The following is a 23,387-nucleotide window of genomic DNA, read 5'->3' on the forward strand; positions in this document are numbered from 1 at the left end:
CTATTCTCCCTTCACAACAAATTCTCTAGCCAATAATCCTGCATTTTGCATGCTGCTGGCATGTGTTACTCCTGCGGCTAATAATTTATCAATTTGCTCTTGATAATCTTGCGGATCTAATTCTGTTCCAAGTACATATCCAATTATCTCTAAATGTCTACCTTCTTGTTCAGCTTGTTGCTTCGCCTCAATGATTGCTGGAAGGAAAGCTCCAACTGGATCTTCATGCGCTCCATAACCTATAACAAAGTCCATTACGATAGCACCAACAGATGGATCTTTTGCCTCCTGAACAAATCTTTCAAGACGTGTAGATGGATCAATCATTGGGTGTGGTTTTCCTTGTGTGTATTCATCATCACCAAAGTCGATGAATGTGTGCTCTTGGCTTGTATATCGGTCCTTTAAACGATACTCTGGATTTCTTTGAATATTGCTGTAAACATTATCAAATTTCTCCATCGCAGCATGCATAGCTTCATCTGCCAGAGTTCCGCCACTGAAAAGTCCACGAACATATTTCTGTTCAGGAGTTAACTTTGTCCGAACTTCTTCAATAAGTGGGATGTTTAATGCACGCTTGTTTAACTTGCTTTCGTCTGCCCCAGCTAATAGTACCGCTTTAAGTGCTGCTTCTTTAGACATTTTCGCAAAATGTGCGCCAGCTGCAGTTATTTTTTCTTCATTCCCGCCCACAAACCAAACGACGACTGGTTTTTTACAAGTTTCCATTTTTGCTAATACTTTTTCTTCCACACTAGGCGCAGGTGGCTTGGAAATAACGACAATGACTTTTGTCTCTTCATCGTCTTCAAGTGCCTGAATACCATCAAGCATCATAATTCCGCCAACTTCTTCTTTTAAATCTCTACCGCCCGTTCCAATTAATTGCGAGATACCAAAGCCAAATTCATGAATGCGGACGCTTACTTCTTGGCTGCCTGTTCCTGATGCCCCAACAATACCGATAGTCCCTTTTCTAACTGCATTTGCAAAGCAAAGGGCTGTATTTCCAATTATCGCTGTTCCGCAGTCTGGTCCCATCATAAATAAACCTTTTTCATGAGCAAATCTCTTTAATTCAATTTCATCTTCGATGCTCACATTGTCGCTAAACATCATGACATGTAAATCATTTTCAAGAGCCTTTTTCGCTTCTCTAGCCGCATAAGCACCATTTACAGCAATAATGGCTAAATTAGCTTCTGGGTTACTTCCTGCAGCAGAAGAAATAGTAGAATATTTAATGTCATTTGTCCCTTTTTTACCTGAATTCTTTTTCGTAAATAAATCATTTATTTTTCCGAAAGCGGTTTCGCATAATTCGTCAGTTGCTGCTTTTACAACAATAATTAAGTCACTTGCCCCCGCTACCTCTACTTCAGGTGTCAGTAAACCGACATTTTTCATTACCTCTTTATTCATTTCCGTACCCATAGCAATAATGGCCTGTTCCACTTCTTCAATTTGATTTGCTTTAGTGGAAAGCGACATTAAAGATACTGAATCGAAATATGTGTTTGGCTTAATCAAAGCTTGTACTAACATACTTTACCTCCTGCTCTAATAGTGGCCTCCATTCCGAAAACAATGCCATACGCTATATCTGTCCCGGATGAAGAACCTATGTTTAATAATTTATTTAATGAGAGAATTAAGTCCTGATCATCCTCAACTAATATCGAGTTAAGTAATGCAATAATAGAATCTCTCACTTTACCATTGGCTGCTTTTTTCAAAGTCATGTAACTAATGTCATTCGTTAAGGTTCTTGCTTTCTTTAAAACATCTTCACAAAATGATCGGTAAGGATAAAAAGGGCTGTTTTTCATATTAAAAATGGTAAATAACCCAGTTAAAAAATCATCCCCAGAAGGCGTTAACCCTGGTCCAAGACCTACAAGTGAAACCGCATGTGGCAAGGCAGTTGAAATTCGATGATTCAATAATTCGTTTAAGAGTAAAATAGTTCGCTTCTCAAGCATATTCGAGACTTCGGCTTCAAAAGGATTTTTGGTTAGTACGCTTTTTTTCATTCCCCCGCCTACTCCATGGACGTTAAGATATTCCTTCATTTTAATTACATTTCGTTTCAGTATTTCTTCATTAGATGGGTAGGGTGGTAAAACACTTTCCCATAAATCGACTTTATCAATTGAAATAGTTAGCTTCTCCCCAATAAACAAGAGATTTTTCTCAACACGTACCGGGTCATTTACTTCGATTTTCTGAGACTTCATATTATCAGCATTAACGATTAAAGTATTAGGGCCGTTATCAAGTTTTCTGCATGCAATGGTAAATAAATCGCCATTCTCGAAACATTTAATATTGAATGTCCGATTGAATGTACTATGCACAAAACCAGTGAATTTTGAGTTATTAATTTCCTTTATAAAATCTGAATCACCAGATATTGCATTAATCATGAGTAACACCCCAAAAAATCAGAATCAGTCAGTCCTATAAACTTTTTATTAAGCAGATCGAACCTCCTTTTAAAAAGAATAAGCTATCTGGCTTACATTTTTATTTTAGATAATATGCATAACACCGTCATCGTTTAACAAATCCAAAAAGCAATGCATTCAATTGTGCAAATCGTACAATGGATTGTGTTTAAATTATGTCAAAGGGATGGTCCAAGTAAGCCATGTTTTAATTTCACATAGTTACACTCGCATAAAAAGAAGATGTAAGAGTCCCTCCTACATCTCCACTCCTATTATTTAGTTAATTTTTCCTCATTCAGTGTCTAAATAATTCCCGACGATAACCAATAATTTTGATTTAATTTACAGCTTCAAGTGAGCCTGAGGCTAGAACGCCTTTATGCAGAACGGCAGCACGCATAGGCAGACGGGCAACTGTTTCTGCAGAACAGCTTGCAGGAACTAGAACAGCATTTGCTATGTCTCCAACCTTCGGCCATATTTGCTTACCAGACTCATCTAAAGGTGTAATGCCTCCGGTAGCTAGGGAAAGGGCACGGGATAGAGTGTATTCGTGTTTCCATCCATAAAGCTGTGCAGCAAGATGAGCTTTCTGCAAGGTATCTCCAATTCCGAATGGATCCCATTGATCGGTAATACTATCATTACCCAGAAGCACTTTGACCCCTTTCTGCTGGAGTAGCGGAATTGGCATAACCCCCTTCCCGATTGGTACGGATGATGCGATAGATATTCCCTGAGAGGCGAGGAGGTTTGCCATCTCCTCATCCTCTCCAGCTGGTAACGACGCTAGGGAGAATGCATGGCTCACCGTCACTTTGCCCTGTATACCAGCTTGTTCGGTTAAATCTGCCAATAATCTTATCGCCTTTATTCCAGTTTCTCCACCTTCATGGAGGTGGATATCAATTCCTGCTTTATAGTCGGCAGCAATTTGGACCATCGTATTTAATGATCTTTCCATATTCCCATCAACCAAGGTTGGATCAAGCCCGCCAACATGGGTAACTCCAAGCTGCATTGCGTCACGGATCAAACCTTCTACATTTGAACGAAGCAAACCATGTTGAGGAAAGGCCACGATTTCATGTGATATTTTATCGGAGTAGTTCGCTAATGCTTTTTTCAAATTCTCGAGATTCTTTAACCCTACGACCTGATCGATATTGCAGTGGCTTCTAACGTATGTTGAACCATAACTGAGGATCAGCTCAATTAATTTCTCTGCACGCTCCTGAGCAGTTGGCAGAAGCTCCAGTAGCAGTGTCTGTTCTAATTCAATCATATCAAAAATACCGTTTTTTCTCAGATGGGCGGCTCTCCAAGGACCGCCATAATAGGTTTTATCCAAATGAATATGCATATCTCTAAAAGAAGGAAGTAATAGCATACCTTTGGCGTCATAACAATCTAAATTTTTATTGTATGTAGCTTTAGTGTCTAGTATCCTGTTAATCTTTCCATTGGTAATTTGGAGGTTTCGTAATACAGTTTCCGTCGCAACAACCAGACCATTTTCATACTTATAACCACTTTCTAAACGGACATTCAGTAGCATATAGTGGCTATTTTTCCCTGGTTTTTTGTTATTAACTCTGACCTCCGCATTCGCTCCGTTCTCTTCAGGCAAAAATAAATCCATCGTGCCTGTGACGCCAAGAACAGCGGAGGCTCCTCCAATTTTTCCTGCATTGCTAAGAAACTTTCTGCGTGAGAATCCATCATTTCCCTTAACCAACTAAAACTCCTCCTCAAGTAAAAATAAAATTATTAACTGGTGTTGAGATAACAATTGAAAAGCTAATAAATACAATTATTTATTTTAATCGCTTTCAATAATTATTTTAGGGAGGAAAATTATAGAAGTCATTGGATAGCGCAACTGAAAATTCCCGAAATATCTAGTTATTTCATACAAATATTTGTGAATAAATTTTGAAATAATCTCTTTTTAGAAATGAAATCTGCTATTCCTCAAAGTTTTAAAAAGAAAGTAATGTAAATAAAATAACGTGAAAAAAGGGGAAAAGGGAATCTTCAACCCCTTTTCCCTTTTTCAACTTATCTATACTATCCTTATATTTATTAATACTTCGTTGAACGCCCTATCCGCCATAAGAAAACAACATTCTTCGATCTTCAATCATGGTTTCAATTTGAACAGGTCTTCCCCATAATTTAATGAATAAAAACAAAAAGCAAGCTGATTTCAGCCCAATTATTCAACACAGTTTTGTTATAATCAACTAATCATAGTCATAAATAATCATAGGAGTTACTGCCCACCCACTTGGACTTTGGAATACTCAATAACGAGTAGTCTTTTATTGACCAAGTTATCTACAAAATAAAGGGGATACCAGATACTAATATCCCTAGAACCTAATACCCCTAAATTTAACAATCTATTTTTAATCCAGTTCCTGTTCTTGTCTTTGCTCCTGATCAGATTCAGCATCAGATCTTGAACGTACTCTAGCACGAGAATCACTATCAACGTTAATGTCAATTTCAATTCTTGAATTTCCACTATTACAAACGTCTGCTTTTGCAATGTTTTTGTTTTGGTCTTTTAGTTTAACATCAGTATCATTTACTGCTTTGTTATCTACTCTAGAATCAAATTCATTATCCACATCAACGTCAATACGAACGTCATCGTTAGAATCATTTCTGTTTCGGCTCATTAATGATTTCCCTCCTTTAATCTGGAATACTTTAGTCTATTCTGTAGTTAATCTTTGGTTTGGACATATATCTAATCTTCACCTAAACTAGTTAAACCTAATAATACGAAAGTCCCAGTTAGCACAACAAGTATCTTTGTTCTACTCATTTAGAAATCCCATTTTAAAGTGAAGTCCAGACTATCTTTACTTTCTTATTGCCTACCCAGATATTATTCAGGGTATGTAAAGAAGAAAAAGTTTAAAACCAATTTCTTCTTCGTGGAAAATCAAATAAATTTCGGTTTTTGTCAATAATCGTTGTGTTGGACTTGGATTTTCTGTTTCCTTTATCCCTTTCAATTAATGAATCAAGTTTTTTTATTGCCTTTTCTAATTCTAAATCATTTATCTCACCTTTGGCATATAAACTGCACAAAACTGCATAGGCAATAGCATTTGTATCTATGTCAATATTGACTACTAAATCAACGTCAGAGTTTCCACTGTTACCAACTACTGTATTAAGTTTATTTTCAAAAGGTTTCTCCATATCAACACACCCATTTTTATATTAATAGGGATACTGAGACTAGTACACTAGTACCCAGTACCCCTATTGCCATGCAAAATTAATCTATTTCTTGATTCTGTTCTTGCTCCTGGTCAGAATCAGCTTCAGATCTTGAACGCACTCTTGCACGTGATTCGCTATCTACATTAATGTCTAGATCGATTCTAGAGTTTCCACTATTTACGATTCGTGCTCTAGCGATGTTGTTGTTTTTGTCTTTTACATTAACATCAGTTTCATTATCTGCTTCGTTGTCAACTCTTGAATCAAAATCCACATCTACATCGACGTCACTACGTACCTCTCTGTTATCATCCCTTCTGTTACGTCTTCTGCCGAAAATATCTTCGTTTCTCCATACATTACTCATTTTTTAATTCCTCCTATATTTTAGAATACTTTACTTTATTCAGAAGGAATTTTTGTGATTGGACAAGTGTCTTTCCTACATATGGACAAGAGTACATTTTTCTCCCTAAAAATATTATCCTCAGTTAAAGAGTTGTTTGGTCACTTTTGAAAATTTTTTTGAAACACTCAATAGAGCCTCGTTTATCAAGTATTTCCACTAATTCCATAGTGATAATACCAGGTGCTCCTTTATAGTGTGTTCGTCATCCTTATCAAATCTTCCGCCACTGGAGGTATAAAACGTTAATCAACCCCCAATAAACCGATGCATTGTTAAGGGTATCGCACCCTATGAAAAAGACATTCCTAATTAAAAGGATGCCTCCATTAGAATTAAAAAAGAATATTTCTTTGTATGCCATCAGGATTTCATTAGGTTTACGCATAATAACATTAAGAATGAAATGCCTTTCAAACTCGACACCCATAACCCAAGCCAATACCATAATGCCTGAATCAATGGATACATATATAGCTGTTGGAATGTTTTGGGTTTATCCTGGTATGTTTCCAGCAAACATTAAAGTAGATCCAAACTCATCTAATGCTCTTCCAAAACTCACTATTGCACTCGAAATGATCGCTTTAAGTGAGCGTAATGGAAATTAATCATAATGCCCCATCCACACGATCTGCATTCTCAATTTCCTCATCAATGGCTTCAAGCCCAGTCTTAGAAGATAGATACAAAAAAGGGAAAGCTACAATAGTAGAGGAAATAACAAGAGCCTACCTCGTAAACATAACAGGTTGTTTAAAAAATTCTTCTACCATTTGTCCTATGGGACAATTCCTTCCAGATAAAACAATTAACAAGAAACCTATTACAGAAGGTGGCAATACCAATGGATGGAAACTTTATCTGTTTTGGTAAGGCCACCGAATGCCTTAATCTTTTTTTTGAATAGTTTCGTAGGTACCATTAATACTAATTCATTTCCAACTATATCTGTTCCTTTTGACTTGTCGTTTAGTCCGTCTTGCACCAGAGTATTAAATTTGTCCTCAGCGGCATAGAAGAAATGATTGACAGGTGCTCTCTGAGAAAATTTGTTCTTGAAGTGCTCCTGAAGCTCTAAAGTTATAGTTTACTTTCAAATTAGAATGTTTTTTCTCAAAGGTTCCTTTAATCTCATTTAAGGCATCTTATAGGCTAGCAGCTGCTGAAATCGTCAACTCCACTTTCTTTTCAGAACTTCTTGTTTATGCGTAAAAGGAACTTTGAATAATGTAATCTTTACTTACAGACATCCCTGCTTATTTCATTTTTTACAATATATTAATATTAAGTACTCCGGTATTTAACAAATAAAAGTTAATATTAAAACAAGAAAAGAGATGGAAAGAATTGAGTTCTAGCAAAATAACTTACTTATTATAGGAATATTTAACTAAATTAGAAAAATTATTGGTCCCTTTTCCTTATTGAAAATAACAATAGAATAATTGATAATGATAATCAATATCAGTGATAATAGTTATCACTTACTTAGGAGGTTTATTATGTTTATTCAATTTTTAAAAGAAAACCGTTATGTAACACTTTTGCTAACTGTATTCCGACTCTATCTTGGATGGCAGTGGTTAAATGCTGGTTGGGGAAAAATCTCTAGTGGAAAATTTGACGCAAGCGGCTTTATTAATGGAGCAATAAAAAATATGACTGGTGAACACCCTGCTGTACAACCTTGGTGGGGAAATTTTTTAAAAGAGGTTGCATTACCGTATGTTGATCTTTTTAACGTTATAGTTCCTTGGGGAGAATTTTTAGTAGGTCTCGGATTAATTTTAGGTATTTTCACATCATTTTCTATACTAATGGGGCTTACTATGAACTTTGCTTATATGTTATCAGGAACAACGAGTACAAATCCCCAGATGGTTTTACTAGGAATGTTGATTCTTATGGCAGGATTGAATGCTGGAAAAATTGGATTGGATCGTTGGTTCATACCATTACTTGGAAAATTGATATATAAAAAAGAAAGGAATGAACAATTTTCCCAAAGTGCATAATGAAAATAGCCCTTTTCATAGTTAAGAGGGGTTTTATTTTAAAAAAGCTATTTATCAACATAGTATTGAATTAAATTTTCTTATTAAGATCAATACTAAACACATAATTTCCTTGATATATTCTTAAAGAGACTTGGGACTACTCCTCTGCTAGAGTAGTCTTTTTACTCTTATTATTCAACCTGTTGGATTTGTAGCAGATACGAGGGACTTAAAACTTTATGTACTACTTACCTTGAAAACCACATATGTTCCAAAAGAAAGGTTGCCCACCTTTTTCTCAATCCATCCGTAGGCCAAACTGCTACGGATTTTTTATTTATTTAATTCGAGATATTTTGCTCATTCCATAATATCTTCAAAGCGTACATTAAAGTATGTTGATTCATGCATCCTCCTTCAAGCCATCCTTGTGATGGTTTTTTGCATATATCGTCCGAACTTGTTTTTACTAACCCTTTATTTTAAGTACATTAATTCACAATTATTTCTACATCAGTTAACAAAATTAGATTTAGGTCCCCAAAGTCACCCCTATCGTCATTCAATTGAGACCTAACACATTTATTTAACAAGAATAGACCACCTCAATATACCTTGAAGTGGTCTGTTCTTTCATCTTTATACGTTCATTGATAACATTAAAGCAAAATACATGGTAAATATAAAACTACATCCTAAAAAAACAGCAACAATCGGTTTTACTTTCTTGAAACTAATAACAACAAATGCTAAAAAAATTAGCGAAATCAATATTAACAATAAAGTAAGTATTCCGAAATCAAAACCTCAAGATTTGCACCTTAATAATGTGAATGCGATGCTTGACCAAGTTATTGCTTGGAGTGGTGCATTAAAAACTTTGCGATAAAAAATAAGAAAAAGCACAAGCCCATAGAGCAAATGGCTCCGTTGGCTTATGCTTTTTCTGTTTTTAATCATTACAACAAGTGCCCTCGACTTCTAAATGCCCTGATTTGTTCACCTTTGTTTTCAAATACTTCTCATTATATTTGGAAATATCCCCCCATAAAGGTTCTCTTCCTGAAACCTCAAGTCCAGCATTCTTTAGTGCTTGTAATTTTTTAGGATTGTTTGTAATAAGTGTAACAGGTTTTGTGCGTAATGCTTTAAGAACAAGAATGGCGTCTCCATAATTTCTCGAATCGTCTACAAAGCCAAGAGCTTCGTTTGCCTCAACCGTGTCATAACCGTTTTCTTGGAGAATATAAGCCATTGCCTTACTGAATAATCCAATTCCTCTTCCTTCGTGGTTAGCGAGATAAAATAACGCACCATTCCCGTGTTCAGCAATCATTTTCATCGACTGCTTTAGCTGGAAGCCACAATCACATCTTTTACTTCCAAATATATCTCCCGTATGGCAGATAGAATGAAATCTTATAATTGCATCTTTGTCATATTCAAAGTCACCATATACTAGGACGCTGGATTGTTGTAGCTCAGCTAAGTTTACAGAAGATAATTTATTAATGATCCTTTCAAAATCCTCCGTTACCTCGTCGCAATTCAGCCAACAATACCATTGAAAAACCACAGTTTCTCCATATAAATTAACTGGGAGTCTAATAGGACCTACTAAATATATGGCACCTTTATCCGTTTTAATTAACTTGATCTTGTCCTCCAAAACCTCTAAAACTTTAGAATCAAATGTTTTTTTCATTTTCGAACCCCTTTTTTAGAATAGTTTTTACTACATTTAAAAATAAACTCATGGAAATGAATTTACCCTTAATTTTCATCATGATTTTAGAATATCCTTATAAAGTTTCCTGCGAGAAACTTTTTTTCGTCACTTTTATATTGTTAGAGAGCAGACAAAAGGTTTCTCTAGACCCACTAGATATTTTTGTTCCATAATATATAAGGTAGTCTAAGTAACTGGAGGTAAAGCATGGAAGAACAAGCATATTTGGATTTAAAAAGAGGAGAACGAGGTGCATTTATAAGTATTATTGCTTATCTTTGTTTGTCCTCATTAAAAATAATTGTGGGGTTTTTCGCTGGTTCTGAAGCATTAAAAGCGGATGGATTGAATAATGCCACTGATATTGTAGCCTCAGTTGCTGTATTAATTGGACTAAAATTATCCCAGCGACCACCAGATGATGACCATCCTTACGGACACTGGAAAGCGGAAACCGTTGCTTCTATGGTAGCTTCGTTTATCATGATGGGTGTGGGAATTCAGGTTTCTTATCAAGCCATCACTAGTGTTTTTAATAGAATAGAAGAATCTCCAGATTTAATTGCAGGTTGGACAGGACTCTTCTGTGCACTCGTTATGTTTTTTGTTTATCGTTATAATAAAAAACTTGCAAATGAAATAAATAGCCAATCAGTAATGGCTGCTGCCAAGGATAATCTTTCAGATGCATGGGTCAGTGTTGGTACATTCATTGGAATTGTCGGTGCTCAATTTGGTCTTCCCTGGTTAGATCCGATCACGGCTATCATCGTTGGCTTAATTATCTGTAAGACGGCTTGGGAAATTTTTCGTGACGCCTCCCACCATCTCACAGACGGGTTTGATCAGAAGGAATTAGAGGCATACAAAACAACTATCACCAATTGTTATGGTGTCAAAGGTGTAAAGGACATTAAAGCAAGAAATTACGGTAATAACGTTGTCGTAGATGTTGTAATCCTTGTGAATTCGCAATTAGATGTTAAAAATGCTCATGATATTGCGTCAATGGTTGAAGATAAATTAATCAAAGAGCATAGTGTATACGATGTGATTGTCCACGTTGAGCCGAATTAATCTCATATAATATCCACATTTCAGCTTTTCCCATATGTAGTTTTTGGCAAATAACCAATATTGTTTTATGTCTACTTGAAATTTTAGTACTAGTCATTTACACCTTGAATTGACGGATATGATTAATTGAAGGGGTTACCTAGGCACCTTCAACTCATCTTTCAAAACCACTCAAATTATTTGGGTGGTCTTTTTTTATTTTCCAGCATAGTCTAACTTGTAAAAATCCCCAAAAGAAAAAAATAATATATTATCCTCAAACTAGATAAAAAGTACTAATAATCTGACAACTAATACCCTATTTTTGTAAGGTCAACCCACCCTTTTCAACCTTTGCCGTAGCATTTTCTAAGCCACGGCTTTTTTTAATACCTTTGGAGATATATAAAATAAATAATAAATGAGGGGTTGTAAGCGCCTGGGGGGTCTCCCCAGCCCCGTACTCCAGCAGGAGTCTTCGCACCTTCCGCTCCAATCAACAGGGAGAAATAACCAGGAGATTGCCACACACTTTTTCCAAACTGGCTAAGTGTGTGGCAATCTTTTTCATGTTTTGGCATGCTGCGGTGAGTAACACTTGCTCACTCGCATTGTGCAATCCCCGTAACCTGCAATAGCAAAGCCCTTGCAGTTCTTTTGAATCTGCGAAGCTTCGCTCTACTTTTTCTTTTCTAAATTTATATAGTATTTTACCTGACTTTGAAAGTCTGTTAAATCGAATCTTTTCCTTATGTTCCTCCCAAACATGTCTGGTAACTACTTTTGTTTTATTTTGAGATTTTGTACACTCCGGGAGGAGTGGGCAGTTAGTACACTTTTTAGGATCTGACTTATATTCCCGATAACCTTCTCTTGTAGTTGTACGATATTGTAACTCCTGACCATTTGGACAAACATACAAATCTCTTTCTTTATCATATGTAAACTTCCATTTAGGAAATAACCCTTTTGTTGATTGATATCTTCTGTGAGCGATAACTCCAAAAATATTGCGGTCATTAAGTCCCTTACAAATCGGATTTGTCAGGTAACCCGAATCAAGCGCCTCAGCTTCGTTTTAAATTTCTCTTTTTGGCTTATACATTCTATCCACCGTCCTGTTATTTATATTTATATCATAAAATATTAACGCGGTGAATTACTAAAGTAAATTACAAAAATAATAGCTGTCGAGATTTTCTCGACAGCCTGACGCTTTCAGCGTCTTTTTTTATACGAGCCATATTTAGCAATAGTTTCCATAAGTTTACAAATATTTTCGATGAACACCTTTTCCGTCATAAGAAAACAACATTCTGCGATCTTCAATCATCGTTTCAATGTGAACCGGTCTTCCCCATAATTGTTGAATATATGGTAATACTTTTTCAAGATATTTGACATCTAATTCTACATCTTCATACCAATGCTTTAAATAAAGTTCACCATTCTTTAAATAGTCCCCATCATTGACAGTAATGTATGGGAAACCTCCATTTACACGCATATTAACCAACTGATCACGAACATGTTCCCATGTTTTATCAACAATTTTATAATCCCTTCCTTGTTTCTGAAAAAGATACATATCTTCTCTCATTACAAGGTCTTTGTTTAAATAGTTCCGCAAAAATGATATATCGGATTCAACTTCGCGGACTTCAAACATCTTCTCCCGCCCAGAACCAGGCGAAACCCCTCTTCTGATCATATCCTCTGTCGGGTTATTATAACGCTCCTCAATATCCTCAAAGATTTTAATACCTAGGTAATACGGATTAATTCCTGTTTTTGATGGCTGCACAACCCCGGCATTTAATTTTGCAAACTCAATTGCTTCACCACTAGTTAGGTCCATCTCTCTGATAATTCGTTGGTGCCAAAAAGAAGCCCAACCCTCATTCATAATTTTCGTTTCAAGCTGCGGCCAAAAGTAAAGCATTTCTTCACGCATCATCGTTAAAATATCTCGCTGCCAATCGGTTAGCTCTCTGCTATATGTTTCAATAAACAATAATAAATCCTTTTCAGGTCTCGGAGGAAATTGTTTTTTTCTTGGCTGAGACGGCTGCTTTTTGTCCTTATCATCTAACTTCCACAGATCATCGTATGGAGAGGCTGATTGTTGGACCTCTTCTTCAGCATCATCCTCAAGTGACCAAGAAAGTTTAGGTCTCATCAGTGAAGGGTCAATATGTTCATCAATTGCAAGTACGGCGTCTAGAAATGTCTCAACTTCCTTTTTCCCAAATTGAATTTCATAACGGCGAATTCTTTCAGCTGTAGCTGCCATGCTTTCAACCATATCCCTCTTCGTATTTTGGAAACGGACATTATTCTTAAAAAAATCACAATGAGCAAGTACGTGAGCGACAATTAATTTGTTTTGAATGAGCGAATTGGAATCCAATAAGAAGGCATAACAAGGATTTGAATTAATAACAAGTTCATATATTTTACTTAGACCTAAATCATAATGAAGCTTCATCTTATGAAATTGCTTCCCAAAACTCCAGTGTGAAAATCTGGTAGGCATTCCATAGGCACCAAATGTGTAAATGATTTCTGCTGGGCAAATTTCATATCGCATTGGATAAAAATCTAAACCAAACCCTCGTGCAATTTCGGTAATCTCACTAATTGCATATTCAAGAGCTTTGCGATCGTCCCCATTCATCGCCATTCCCCCTTTTCCTCTTAACACAATGTATGAAGAAAATCTGGGAATGATGAAACAAGATGTTAAAAACAACAAGTCTATCTGCTTATTTTGGCTTTTTTCAAATTCTTTGCTTCTTCTGCAAGGGTGAGTCCCACATATTTATTTCTTTCCCATTCGGTCTCAAAGAATGACAGCGGCGGGGATGTTTCTCCAACAAGCGGACTAATTTCGATGGTTAATGCCGGACGTTGATAGTAGGTGATAAACCAATCGGTAAATCCTCCTCCTGTGGCATGTTTAGGCGGCTTACCAAGCTTATATCCAGTCAATTTTGACACCTTTTTAGCAATGTGTTTATCACGATGAAGATATTTGCCATTCTGATATTTCCAAAAAACCTCTTCACCCGAGGAATGGTATGCCACTGCAATCTCTGGATTAATTTCGCGAATGAATTGTGTTAATACCCTTACCTCCTCAGCTTCTAGGGGTTTCCTGCCTTTGTAAAATTGATAAGAAGGGGAATCAGGTTGTTGCTTTAACTCTTCCCATCCAGCAGGATATTGCCTGTTCAAATCCACCCCTAGACCGTTTGCTTTCCACCTTTCAAAATTGTCTAATCCTTCATTCATGGATAACAGATGTTTTTGGTGATCATACGGGAATTTATTCAGAGTATTTTGTTGAATCGTAACACCATCTGGATTGAGCATTGGAATAAACCAAATCGAAACATCGTTTAAAATATCGGTTGATCGGCTTCCAAAATTGGTCTGATCTTGAAACGCTATAGCGTATCCCTCAAGCTTCTTCATTAAAAGCATGGTGGTCATCCATTCACGGCCATGATGTGCCCCTATAAGAACGATACTCCGCTTTCCTTGCCCCAGTTTAATGGCATAGATTGTTCTGCCAAAGTAGGTCTTCCCAATCCCTTTTACTTCAACTTCCTCATAGGTATGATGGATTTTCGAAATATCCTGTTTCAATATTTCGTACGAATAAGGACGTGTAGTTTCGACAGCCTTTACCTTTGAACCAGGTTCAAATTGTAAAAATAAATACATCAAAATTAATAATAACTTCTTCATATGACCTCCTTGTTAAAAAAAATCCAAACCCTTACTTGTTTATACAGGTAAAAGTTGAAAACAGCGTAATCTAGGCTTGTCCAACATTTTCTGTGAAAGTTATTTGCTAAATGTCATAAAATAAACTCAACTCCTAGTAAGGAGGAGACAAAACAAATGAATAAAATGGATTATGATCGAGCCTTGTATTATACACATCGATCTGAATGGGATAATTTGCTAATACTCATGGTACGAACAAAAGACCAATTTTTATCAAAGCGGATAGAGCAATTCCTGCATGCCTATCACTTTGAACGTGACTATTCAGTCATTGAAAACAAATTATATTCACTGCTTCGTTACATCGACCATGCGAACGAAACGGTTGAACCTGATAATGAGTTACCGATGTATAGTCTTTCCTGAAAAAACAAATGGATACTGTTGAGAAATATTTACCAAACCGGACCAAAGAATTCCACCAAAAAAACGGCCTCCCTTTAGGGAAGCCGTTTAATCGTTAATATAATTTTCAATTTTTCAAAAACTCTAAGTTGTTAGGAAGGTATTTAGTTTTCCGTTACCATTTTGACTTTTTCGTCTACCAGTCCCATAAAATTCTTTTCAATTTGAGATAACTTACTTCTGCTTTCCTCTAAACTATTACTGTTTACTCCAAAATAAAATTTAACTTTCGGTTCAGTACCTGATGGTCTTAAACATACCCATGAGCCGTCTGTAAAAGTATATTTTAATACATTTGATTTAGGCAAGTCGATTTTCTCATCACCGTTGGATGTTTGACGAATCCCTGTTAGATAATCTTCTGACATAGAAAGGGTTAAGTCACCAAGCTGCTTAATTGGTTCAGATCGGAAAGAAGCTAAAATGCGCTGAATTTGTTCTGCTCCTTCTTTACCCTTTAATGTTAATGATCGTAGTCCTTCCTGATAGTAGCCGTACTTTTCAAATACTTGCATTAAACCATCATAAAGTGACATACCCTGTTTTTTATAATAAGCGCACACTTCTACTGCTAAAAGCGCCGCTTGAACCGCATCCTTATCACGGGCAAAATCCCCAATTAAATAGCCATAGCTTTCTTCATACCCGAATAAGAAAGTGTGCTCTCCAGTTGACTCATACTCATTAATCTTTTCAGCAATAAATTTAAATCCAGTTAGAACATCGATTGTTTCTAATTTGTAGTCTTGGGCAATCTTTCTGCCAATTTCTGATGTAACAATCGTTTTTAGCACTACTCCATTGGAAGGAAGAGTACCTTTACTTTGCTTTTGTGAAAGAATGTAATCTAATAGTAGTGCTCCGGTTTGGTTCCCAGTTAGAACTACATATTCACCTTCAGGGTTAAGAACAGCAATTCCTAACCGGTCCGCATCTGGGTCTGTTCCAATCAGCAGGTCTGCACCCACTTTTTTACCATCTCTGATGGCTAGTTCAAATGCTGCATGTTCCTCAGGATTTGGACTTTTTACAGTTGAAAATTCGGGATCTGGCAGTTCCTGTTCCTTTACAACTGTTACGTTTGTATAGCCCAATGCAGCCAAAGCTTGGCGGACTGGTTTATTGGCTGTGCCATGTAAAGGTGTAAACACAATTTTTACATCTGTTTCATTTGAAATCGATGGGTTTTCAGAAATGGTTTTTAATTTTTCAATATAAGCTTGGTCAATTTCTGCACCAATGGTATTAATTAACCCAAGGGATCTGAGGTTTTCTTCAGTATCTACTTCTATCAACAATTCATTTTCAATTTCGTTGACTCTTGCAATTACTTCGTCGGCTGCATCTGGAGGCAGCTGACCGCCATCTGAACCATACACTTTGTAGCCATTGTATTCTGGTGGGTTATGGCTTGCTGTAATCACAATCCCAGAAAAGGCGTTCAAATACCTTAAGGCAAATGATAATTCCGGTGTTGGTCTTAATTCATCAAATACGTAGGTTTTAATCCCTTTCGTTGCAAGTGTTCTTGCTGCCTCCATACAAAATTCAGGAGACTTATGTCGTGAATCATAGGCAATTACTACACCTTTTTGTTTTGCATCAAGCCCTTGTTCTTCTATGTATGCTGCTAATCCGGCAGAAGCCTTGCGAACCGTATATAGATTCATCCGATTGGTTCCAACGCCAATCTCTCCACGCATTCCGCCAGTACCAAACTCAAGATTTTTATAAAAAACTTCCTCAAGTTGTTTTTCATCGTTCTTAATTACCTCAAGCTGCTGCCTCAACTCTTCATTCAAATTAGCGTATTCTATCCATCTGTTTGCATTTTCTTTCCAATCCATGACTAAATCCTCCCTGTTGTTTCCTATTCCTATTGTTTGAATTTCCCATAAACTTACACCTGCTTTTTATTTTATATTGTATCTCTGTTATTTCCTAGGGTAATTAGTAATTTTGTATAAAAAAAATGCCTGCAAAACGCAGACATTTTTTTCCATATTAAACAAGTAGTTCATTTGCTGCTTTGGTATAAATACTAAATACACTGTTTTTCATATTTTTTGCTTCAACAAATTGTTCAAACTCAAACGGAAAGAAAAGACCAAATTCTTGTAGGTTAGTAACATTTTTATTAAATAATGCTGCATATTGATCATCGAGAGTTGGAGACTCCAGTATTGAAATCACTGTTTGCATACTAGCCATAACTTGAAAGGCATCCTTTAATGTATTAAAGTCATCTGGAGTATGCAATACTTTTAATTGTTCAAACTCACTTATTTCCTTATCCGTAAAATAGAGTGGAAAAACAGTTGAATAGATATACCTCACAAGTTCACAAATTTCTTCTTCCTGACCCGGCGTCGAGGCAAAAACAATTTTCACTTGTAACCCACCTTTGCGATAGCGATAATCTATCGTAATATATACATAAGAATAGCATATTTGTGGATGAATGTTCGGTGGTAATTATAACCACGGTATATACTGGAGAAATCTCAAGATAAAAGGAGAAAAAATGTTAAAAACAACGCGTAAAGGCAATTGGATGGAAATGATTACACCAAGAGTTTGGGAAGGAAAAACCATTGAGGATATCTTTCGTACGGAATGGGAGGTGCCTAAGAAGCTAACCCATCAATTCCGGATGGAACATAACGTTTTAGTAAATGGGATGAAAGCAAATTGGAATAATCCTCTGAAAAACGGGGATAAGGTTCTAATTAAACTATTTGAGGAAGCGGTACCTCCAATCCTACTGGACTTTTTCTATGATATACAGGTCCTATACGAAGACGACCATGTGATTGTTTTTAATAAACCAGCTAATATGAGTACACATCCGAATGATGAAAATGATAAAAATACACTGTTACATGCTGCACAATTTCATGTACAGTCATACGGTGAAAAAGTGTCGGTGCGTCAAGTACACCGTCTAGACAAGGATACGACAGGTGCGATCCTGTTTGCAAAACACGCATTATCTGGTGCCATCTTAGACAGAATGCTTGAAAAACATGAAATAAAGAGAACGTACCTGGCAATCGTCGATGGCCGTATAAAAAAGAAGAAAGGGAAAATATGTGAGCCAATTGGACGCGACAGGCACCATGCAACCAGAAGACGCGTTTCAACCTCTGGGCAAGCGGCCACTACACATTATCAAGTTATTAAAGAGGAACATGATCATTCTTATGTCAAATGCTGGCTTGAAACGGGGAGAACACACCAAATACGTGTTCATTTAAGTCACATAGGACATCCTTTAATAGGCGATACATTATATGGCGGGAAACCGTTATTTAAAAGGCAGGCATTGCATGCAGCAAAATTAGAATTCACACACCCTATTACTGGTGAAAACATTAGCTGTTATGCTCCATTTATCGATCAGCCACCTATCTTCAAAAATATTGATGTTTATAGCTTATAAGTCATATTAAAAGACCTCCTGTCTAGGAGGTCTTTCATATCTATTACTAGTCTGCTTTTCTAAATGCGCGCATTACTAATGATAATAGGAATACCAATGCTACAGATCCAATGATAGCGGGGATAATTGCAAAATCGGCAACATTTGGCCCCCAATCTCCTAATAGTAAAGTACCGAGCCATGCGCCAACAAACCCAGCAATTATATTACCAATAATGCCGCCTGGAATATTTCTTCCTACAATAAGACCAGCTAACCAGCCAATCACGCCACCGACAATTAATGCCCATATGAAACTCATTCTGAACACTCCTTTTTGTGATGATTTAATTTCTAACACGGTTTTATAACAAAATTAGTTGCCGTGTACGATTAAAGTACCCATTTTTTTGATTTTTATTCGTAGTTAGACCCTAGGTTTATGTCGATACATATTACTATTTTGTTCTGGAGATATTAAAAAAATAATAAATACGGCTCCTTACAACAATTTTCAGAAAATTCTATTGTTAAGTTTTTGTAAATTAGGTTAACTTTTTATGATTTTTTTGTCTATTTTCGGTAAAATGTTGTCCGTTAGTGTAAAAACTTTTTTACATACTATTTAGGAGGATTCAAAAATGGCAAAAAAGGTTGATAAATTTTCAGCACTACTAAGTAATATTTCTTCTAACTTAAAGGAAGGCGCAAATTACTTTGCTGATTATAAATTAAAAAATATAAGTGATTTGAAAATCTTCTCAGAAAAGATGAAAGAAATTGAAACAAAGGGAGATACCTTTGTCCATGAAGTGATCAAACAATTAAATGATGCATTTATCACGCCTATAGAACGTGAGGATATTCTTCACCTAGCAAACAGCATGGATGATGTCCTGGACGGTCTAGAAGCGACTGCAGCGTTGTTTGAAATGTATTCCATCACTCAAGCCGATGATTTTATGCTCCAATTTGTTGATGCGTTAAAATCAAGTGTCCATGAAATTGATGAGGCGATGGAATTATTAGCGAATAAGAAACTTCCTCAAATGAGAGAACATGCAATTAAAATAAAAGATTATGAATCCAAATGTGATAATATCCTGCGTCAGTCGATTAAGCAATTATTTACAGTAGAAAAAGATCCAATCAGAATTATTCAGTACAAGGAAATTTATGAAAATCTTGAGGACATTGCAGACAGCTGTCAATCCGTTGCAAATACACTTGAAACCATCATCATGAAAAATGCATAAGGAGCTAACAAATGGAAATTTTAATTATTTTAGTTGTCATTGCTGCTCTTGCATTTGACTTTATTAATGGGTTCCACGATACTGCTAATTCAATTGCGACCTCTGTTTCAACAAAGGCACTAAGACCTAGGCAGGCTATACTCTTAGCAGCGATTATGAACTTTGTAGGTGCGATGACATTTACCGGTGTTGCGAAATCCATTTCGAAGGACATTGTTGACCCTTTTACGCTTGAAAATGGGTCAGTGGTTATTTTAGCCGCACTAATATCAGCCATATTTTGGAACCTGTTAACTTGGTATTACGGCATCCCGAGCAGTTCATCACATGCAATCATTGGGTCTATTGCCGGTGCTGCACTTGCATCTGCTGGTTTTGGTGCACTTAACTACAGTGGATTCTTAAAAATTATCCAAGCCCTTATTCTTTCACCAATCTTAGCCTTTGCTGTAGGTTATATTGTTTACAGTATTTTTAAAGTGGTGTTTAAGAATGCTAATTTAGCGAAGACCAATCGGAATTTTCGTTATATGCAAATAGCCACTGCAGCATTACAATCTTATTCACATGGAACAAATGACGCCCAAAAAGCGATGGGGATTATCACGATGGCTCTTATTTCCAACGGTTATCTTGGTGCAAATGCGGAAGTTCCATTCTGGGTACAATTTGCTTGTGCAACGGCAATGGGACTGGGTACCTCCGTTGGAGGTTGGAAAATCATTAAAACCGTTGGCGGAAAAATCATGAAAATTCGTCCAATTAACGGAGTAGCGGCAGATCTAACCGGTGCAGCAGTAATATTTGGTGCTACTTGGCTACATGTTCCCGTTAGTACAACCCATGTTATTTCTTCCGGTATCTTAGGGGTAGGTGCCTCACACCGATTAAAGGGAGTTAAATGGGATACGGCTCAAAGGATGCTAATCACTTGGGTTATTACGCTTCCGATTTCAGCAGGTATAGCCGCAATTTGTTATTTTATCTTAAATCTTTTCTTTTAAAATAAAAAAAGAGCAATACAATTCATTCAAGACGAATTGTATTGCTCTTTTTTATTCATTTTTAGCTATTTTGCGTTTTAAGTCATTATACAAAGCTACGATAACTTCAATATTATTATCAATAAAACTTAGCCGTTCTCTTGAAACCATTGTCCATTCATCTGAAAAATTAATTGCTGACAAAATGTGTCTGAAACTAAAGCTATATCTATCGTGTAGCTGGGAAATGACATAACTTACTCCGGTATGTCTCCCTTCATTTTTCAAAATATCTTGTATGTCACTTATGAGCCAATCCGGAGCAACCTCAAGCGTACGTTTCAGCAATAATTCATAATCGTCTTGCAGCATCATATACCTCCCTGATTTTTGCCAAAAAAACTTATAACTTCATCCTATTATACCATACGTTAAGTATACTCCTTATACTCTGTCACCATACAACATCTATAACAGAACGGTTTTGTTCGATAATCCTTTTTTATTTTCTATACTTCTAAATAAAAATCCAATTCATACTTTGTATGTAGGGACAAGTTTGGGGTGATTTTCATTGAAACAAAAAATTATTGCGATGCTGATTGGCAGCTTACTATTAAGTCTCGGAGTAAATGGGTTTCTGGTTCCTTATCATCTGCTCGATGGCGGGGTGATTGGTTTAGGGTTAATCTTTCATTATTTTTACGGATGGCCTACAGGTCTTACTATGATTGTACTAAGTCTTCCTCTCTATATCTTGGCATGGTTTTTTGAAAGAAGGTACTTTTACTACAGTCTACACGGCCTTATAATTTCTTCTTTTTGCATAGATTTACTTTCATTTATAAATGGAAAAATCCAGATTGGGATTTTTCCTAGTACCATTATTGGAGGTATTCTGGTAGGAGTTGGTATTGGTTTAATGCTCCGTTATGATACAAGCACGGGTGGAACTGATTTACTAGCCCAGATAATTACTAAATTTACTTCTGTTAATATTGGGATTATTATATTTCTGATTGACGGACTTGTCATTACTAGCGGGATTCAAGTCGTAGGTTTAGAAAAATTCTTTTATTCACTAGTAACCATTATCTTTGTAGGTTTAATGACTTCACTGACAGTGATTAGAAAACCTGAACCATATTAGGGTCTTAAGAACAAATCTAAGAAGGCTATTAAAGGATTTGTCCTTAATAATGGGGCTTGTGGACAAATCTTAGAAGGCTACTGAAAGTTTTTGTCCTCAATAATGGGTCTTGTGGACAAATCTCACAAGGCTACTGAAAGTTTTGTCCTCAATAATGGGGCTTGTGGACAAATCTCACAAGGCTACTGAAAGTTTTGTCCTCAATAATGGGTCTTGAGAACAAATCTCACAAGGCTATTGAAAGTTTTGTCCTCAATAATGGGTCTTGAGGACAAATCTCACAAGGCTACTGAAAGTTTTGTCCCCAATAATGGGTCTTGTGGACAAATCTCACAAGGCTACTGAAAGTTTTGTCCTCAATAATGGGTCTTGAGGACAAATCTCACAAGGCTACTGAAAGTTTTGTCCTCAATAATGGGTCTTGTGGACAAATCTCACAAGGCTCTGAAAGTTTTTGTCCTTAATAATGGGTCTTGTGGACAAATCTCACAAGGCTACTGAGAGTTTTGTCCTCAATAATGGGTCTTGAGGACAAATCTCACAAGGCTACTGAAAGTTTTGTCCTCAATAATCGGTCTTGAGGACAAATCTCACAAGGCTAATAGAAGGATTTGTCTTTAATTACTAGAGTTACCTTAAAAAATAAATGAACCTACGCCGGAGTCGTAGGTTCTTACTTTGAATGTTACTGTAATGACTTTACCTTTCTTGTACAGCTTTCCATCGCGGCCAATACGGAACCTCGAAATTGTCTCTTTTCGAGCTCAGCTACGGCCTCTATGGTCGCACCTCCTGGTGTACAAACATTATCTTTTAGTTCTCCTGGGTGTCTGTCTGTTTCGAGTACCATTTTAGCTGCTCCAAGGACTGCCTGTGCGGCAAGTCGATATGCTTTATCCCTAGGAATTCCCTGCTTAACTCCTCCGTCCGCCATCGCTTCTATCATCATATAGACATAGGCTGGGGATGAACCACTTATCGCTGGGACAGCATCCATTAATCTTTCATCCAGCCTCTCTGTTTTTCCAAACGTATGAAAGAGAAGTTCAACTTCTAATACCTCTTCCTCATTGAGCCTCTCATTCGAACAAATAGCTGTCATGCCTTCACCGACCAAGGAAGGAGTGTTTGGCATTGTCCTGACTGCTTTTACATTAACACCAAACTCTCTTTCAATATCATCCAATGTAATTCCAGCTGCTATAGTAATAATTATTGAGTCAGAGTGAACGTCATTCTTTATCTCCTGAATAACGTTCGAATGCTGGTCAGGTTTTACAGCTAGAATCAAAATATCTGCAAACCTCGCTACGTCTTGATTATTTTGGGTGGTTCGTATTTGATAGTTAGATTCGATTTTTTCAAGAGTTCCTTCTGTTTTAGCGCTGGCGATAATATTTTCTTTTGGAATCATCTTGGATTTTAGGATTCCTTCTAGCATTGCTTGAGCCATTTTTCCTGCACCGATAAAGCCGATTTTTTTATTCAAA

Annotated in this window: 23 protein-coding genes and 2 pseudogenes; 10 read left to right on the top strand and 15 right to left on the bottom strand. The window is 36.6% G+C overall.

The genetic code is table 11. The features are described 5' to 3' along the window. The 6 genes from fdrA to F4694_RS11615 form a co-directional block, all read right to left on the bottom strand. Positions 1–1,548, bottom strand: a complete 1,548-nt coding sequence (gene fdrA / locus F4694_RS11590; RefSeq protein WP_179597984.1) for an acyl-CoA synthetase FdrA — start codon at positions 1,546–1,548, stop codon at positions 1–3. Beyond that, positions 1,542–2,429 (bottom strand): oxamate carbamoyltransferase subunit AllH family protein, encoded by an 888-nt coding sequence (locus tag F4694_RS11595; protein ID WP_179597986.1) that lies wholly within the window; start codon positions 2,427–2,429, stop codon positions 1,542–1,544. Before F4694_RS11595 ends, fdrA begins: the two co-directional genes overlap by 7 nt. Before the next feature lie 361 nt (positions 2,430–2,790). Beyond that, the gene (locus tag F4694_RS11600; protein ID WP_257029202.1) at positions 2,791–4,191 is read right to left on the bottom strand and encodes an amidohydrolase; all 1,401 of its coding nucleotides are present in this window, start codon (positions 4,189–4,191) and stop codon (positions 2,791–2,793) included. Between the two features lie 673 nt (positions 4,192–4,864). Then, complete coding sequence (locus F4694_RS11605) at positions 4,865–5,140, bottom strand: hypothetical protein (protein WP_179597988.1); 276 nt, start codon at positions 5,138–5,140, stop codon at positions 4,865–4,867. Positions 5,141–5,381: 241 nt separating this feature from the next. Then, positions 5,382–5,672 carry a hypothetical protein gene (locus tag F4694_RS11610; protein WP_179597990.1) on the bottom strand — a complete coding sequence of 97 codons (291 nt, stop codon included), beginning with the start codon at positions 5,670–5,672 and terminating at the stop codon, positions 5,382–5,384. A gap of 79 nt (positions 5,673–5,751) precedes the next feature. After that, a complete protein-coding gene (locus F4694_RS11615; protein ID WP_179597992.1) occupies positions 5,752–6,063 on the bottom strand; it encodes a hypothetical protein in 312 nt (103 codons plus the stop codon). A 332-nt stretch (positions 6,064–6,395) separates the two neighbouring features. Here F4694_RS11615 and F4694_RS11620 point away from each other — a divergent pair, with 332 nt between their 5' ends. From F4694_RS11620 to F4694_RS11635, 4 genes and pseudogenes are all read left to right on the top strand, one after another. Next, entirely contained in the window at positions 6,396–6,713 is a 318-nt protein-coding gene (locus F4694_RS11620; RefSeq protein ID WP_179597994.1) for a hypothetical protein, read from the top strand. Beyond that, on the top strand, positions 6,703–6,978 hold the full coding sequence (locus F4694_RS11625; protein WP_179597996.1) for a hypothetical protein: 276 nt from the start codon (positions 6,703–6,705) through the stop codon (positions 6,976–6,978). Before F4694_RS11620 ends, F4694_RS11625 begins: the two co-directional genes overlap by 11 nt. A gap of 629 nt (positions 6,979–7,607) precedes the next feature. Next, on the top strand, positions 7,608–8,120 hold the full coding sequence (locus F4694_RS11630) for a DoxX family protein (RefSeq protein ID WP_179597998.1): 513 nt from the start codon (positions 7,608–7,610) through the stop codon (positions 8,118–8,120). A 784-nt stretch (positions 8,121–8,904) separates the two neighbouring features. Then, positions 8,905–8,991, top strand: a pseudogene (locus tag F4694_RS11635) (NADPH-dependent oxidoreductase); the annotation flags it as partial. Positions 8,992–9,054: 63 nt separating this feature from the next. On the opposite strand, the gene F4694_RS11640 reads toward F4694_RS11635, so the two are convergent. Then, complete coding sequence (locus tag F4694_RS11640; protein ID WP_179598000.1) at positions 9,055–9,807, bottom strand: GTP cyclohydrolase II; 753 nt, start codon at positions 9,805–9,807, stop codon at positions 9,055–9,057. A 231-nt stretch (positions 9,808–10,038) separates the two neighbouring features. Between F4694_RS11640 and F4694_RS11645 the strand changes: the two genes are divergently transcribed. Further along, a complete protein-coding gene (locus F4694_RS11645; RefSeq protein WP_179598002.1) occupies positions 10,039–10,908 on the top strand; it encodes a cation diffusion facilitator family transporter in 870 nt (289 codons plus the stop codon). A gap of 475 nt (positions 10,909–11,383) precedes the next feature. Here the strand turns inward: F4694_RS11645 and F4694_RS11650 are convergent. From F4694_RS11650 to F4694_RS11660, 3 genes and pseudogenes are all read right to left on the bottom strand, one after another. Next, a pseudogene (locus F4694_RS11650) lies at positions 11,384–11,962 on the bottom strand (transposase); the annotation flags it as partial. Positions 11,963–12,154: 192 nt separating this feature from the next. Beyond that, positions 12,155–13,564: a SpoVR family protein gene (locus F4694_RS11655; protein WP_179598004.1), complete on the bottom strand. Its 1,410-nt coding sequence runs from the start codon at positions 13,562–13,564 to the stop codon at positions 12,155–12,157. 80 nt (positions 13,565–13,644) lie between these two features. Further along, positions 13,645–14,640, bottom strand: coding sequence for a M14 family zinc carboxypeptidase (locus F4694_RS11660; RefSeq protein ID WP_179598005.1), 996 nt, complete (start codon positions 14,638–14,640; stop codon positions 13,645–13,647). 156 nt (positions 14,641–14,796) lie between these two features. On the opposite strand from F4694_RS11660, the gene F4694_RS11665 reads away from it, so the two are divergent. Further along, positions 14,797–15,048 (top strand): YhdB family protein, encoded by a 252-nt coding sequence (locus tag F4694_RS11665; protein ID WP_179598007.1) that lies wholly within the window; start codon positions 14,797–14,799, stop codon positions 15,046–15,048. 143 nt (positions 15,049–15,191) lie between these two features. Here F4694_RS11665 and F4694_RS11670 read toward each other — a convergent pair whose 3' ends face one another. Both F4694_RS11670 and F4694_RS11675 read right to left on the bottom strand, forming a co-directional pair. Continuing rightward, positions 15,192–16,934, bottom strand: coding sequence for a phospho-sugar mutase (locus F4694_RS11670; protein WP_179598009.1), 1,743 nt, complete (start codon positions 16,932–16,934; stop codon positions 15,192–15,194). 157 nt (positions 16,935–17,091) lie between these two features. Beyond that, positions 17,092–17,478: a YhcU family protein gene (locus tag F4694_RS11675; protein ID WP_034675142.1), complete on the bottom strand. Its 387-nt coding sequence runs from the start codon at positions 17,476–17,478 to the stop codon at positions 17,092–17,094. A 133-nt stretch (positions 17,479–17,611) separates the two neighbouring features. Here F4694_RS11675 and F4694_RS11680 point away from each other — a divergent pair, with 133 nt between their 5' ends. Next, positions 17,612–18,529, top strand: coding sequence for an RluA family pseudouridine synthase (locus tag F4694_RS11680; RefSeq protein ID WP_179598011.1), 918 nt, complete (start codon positions 17,612–17,614; stop codon positions 18,527–18,529). Positions 18,530–18,575: 46 nt separating this feature from the next. On the opposite strand, the gene F4694_RS11685 is transcribed toward F4694_RS11680, so the two are convergent. Further along, a complete protein-coding gene (locus tag F4694_RS11685) occupies positions 18,576–18,830 on the bottom strand; it encodes a GlsB/YeaQ/YmgE family stress response membrane protein (RefSeq protein ID WP_179598013.1) in 255 nt (84 codons plus the stop codon). A gap of 319 nt (positions 18,831–19,149) precedes the next feature. Here F4694_RS11685 and F4694_RS11690 point away from each other — a divergent pair, with 319 nt between their 5' ends. Both F4694_RS11690 and F4694_RS11695 read left to right on the top strand, forming a co-directional pair. Then, the gene (locus tag F4694_RS11690) at positions 19,150–19,764 is read left to right on the top strand and encodes a DUF47 domain-containing protein (protein WP_179598015.1); all 615 of its coding nucleotides are present in this window, start codon (positions 19,150–19,152) and stop codon (positions 19,762–19,764) included. Positions 19,765–19,775: 11 nt separating this feature from the next. After that, positions 19,776–20,768 (top strand): inorganic phosphate transporter, encoded by a 993-nt coding sequence (locus F4694_RS11695; RefSeq protein WP_179598017.1) that lies wholly within the window; start codon positions 19,776–19,778, stop codon positions 20,766–20,768. A gap of 51 nt (positions 20,769–20,819) precedes the next feature. On the opposite strand, the gene F4694_RS11700 is transcribed toward F4694_RS11695, so the two are convergent. Next, the gene (locus tag F4694_RS11700) at positions 20,820–21,119 is read right to left on the bottom strand and encodes a hypothetical protein (RefSeq protein ID WP_179598019.1); all 300 of its coding nucleotides are present in this window, start codon (positions 21,117–21,119) and stop codon (positions 20,820–20,822) included. Between the two features lie 223 nt (positions 21,120–21,342). Between F4694_RS11700 and F4694_RS11705 the strand changes: the two genes are divergently transcribed. After that, positions 21,343–21,897, top strand: coding sequence for a YitT family protein (locus F4694_RS11705; RefSeq protein WP_179598148.1), 555 nt, complete (start codon positions 21,343–21,345; stop codon positions 21,895–21,897). 685 nt (positions 21,898–22,582) lie between these two features. Here the strand turns inward: F4694_RS11705 and proC are convergent. Next, entirely contained in the window at positions 22,583–23,386 is an 804-nt protein-coding gene (gene proC, locus F4694_RS11710) for a pyrroline-5-carboxylate reductase (protein ID WP_179598021.1), read from the bottom strand. Position 23,387 lies beyond the last annotated feature (1 nt).

The organism is Neobacillus driksii, from assembly GCF_013409995.1.
In the GTDB taxonomy this organism is placed as follows: domain Bacteria; phylum Bacillota; class Bacilli; order Bacillales; family Cytobacillaceae; genus Neobacillus; species Neobacillus driksii.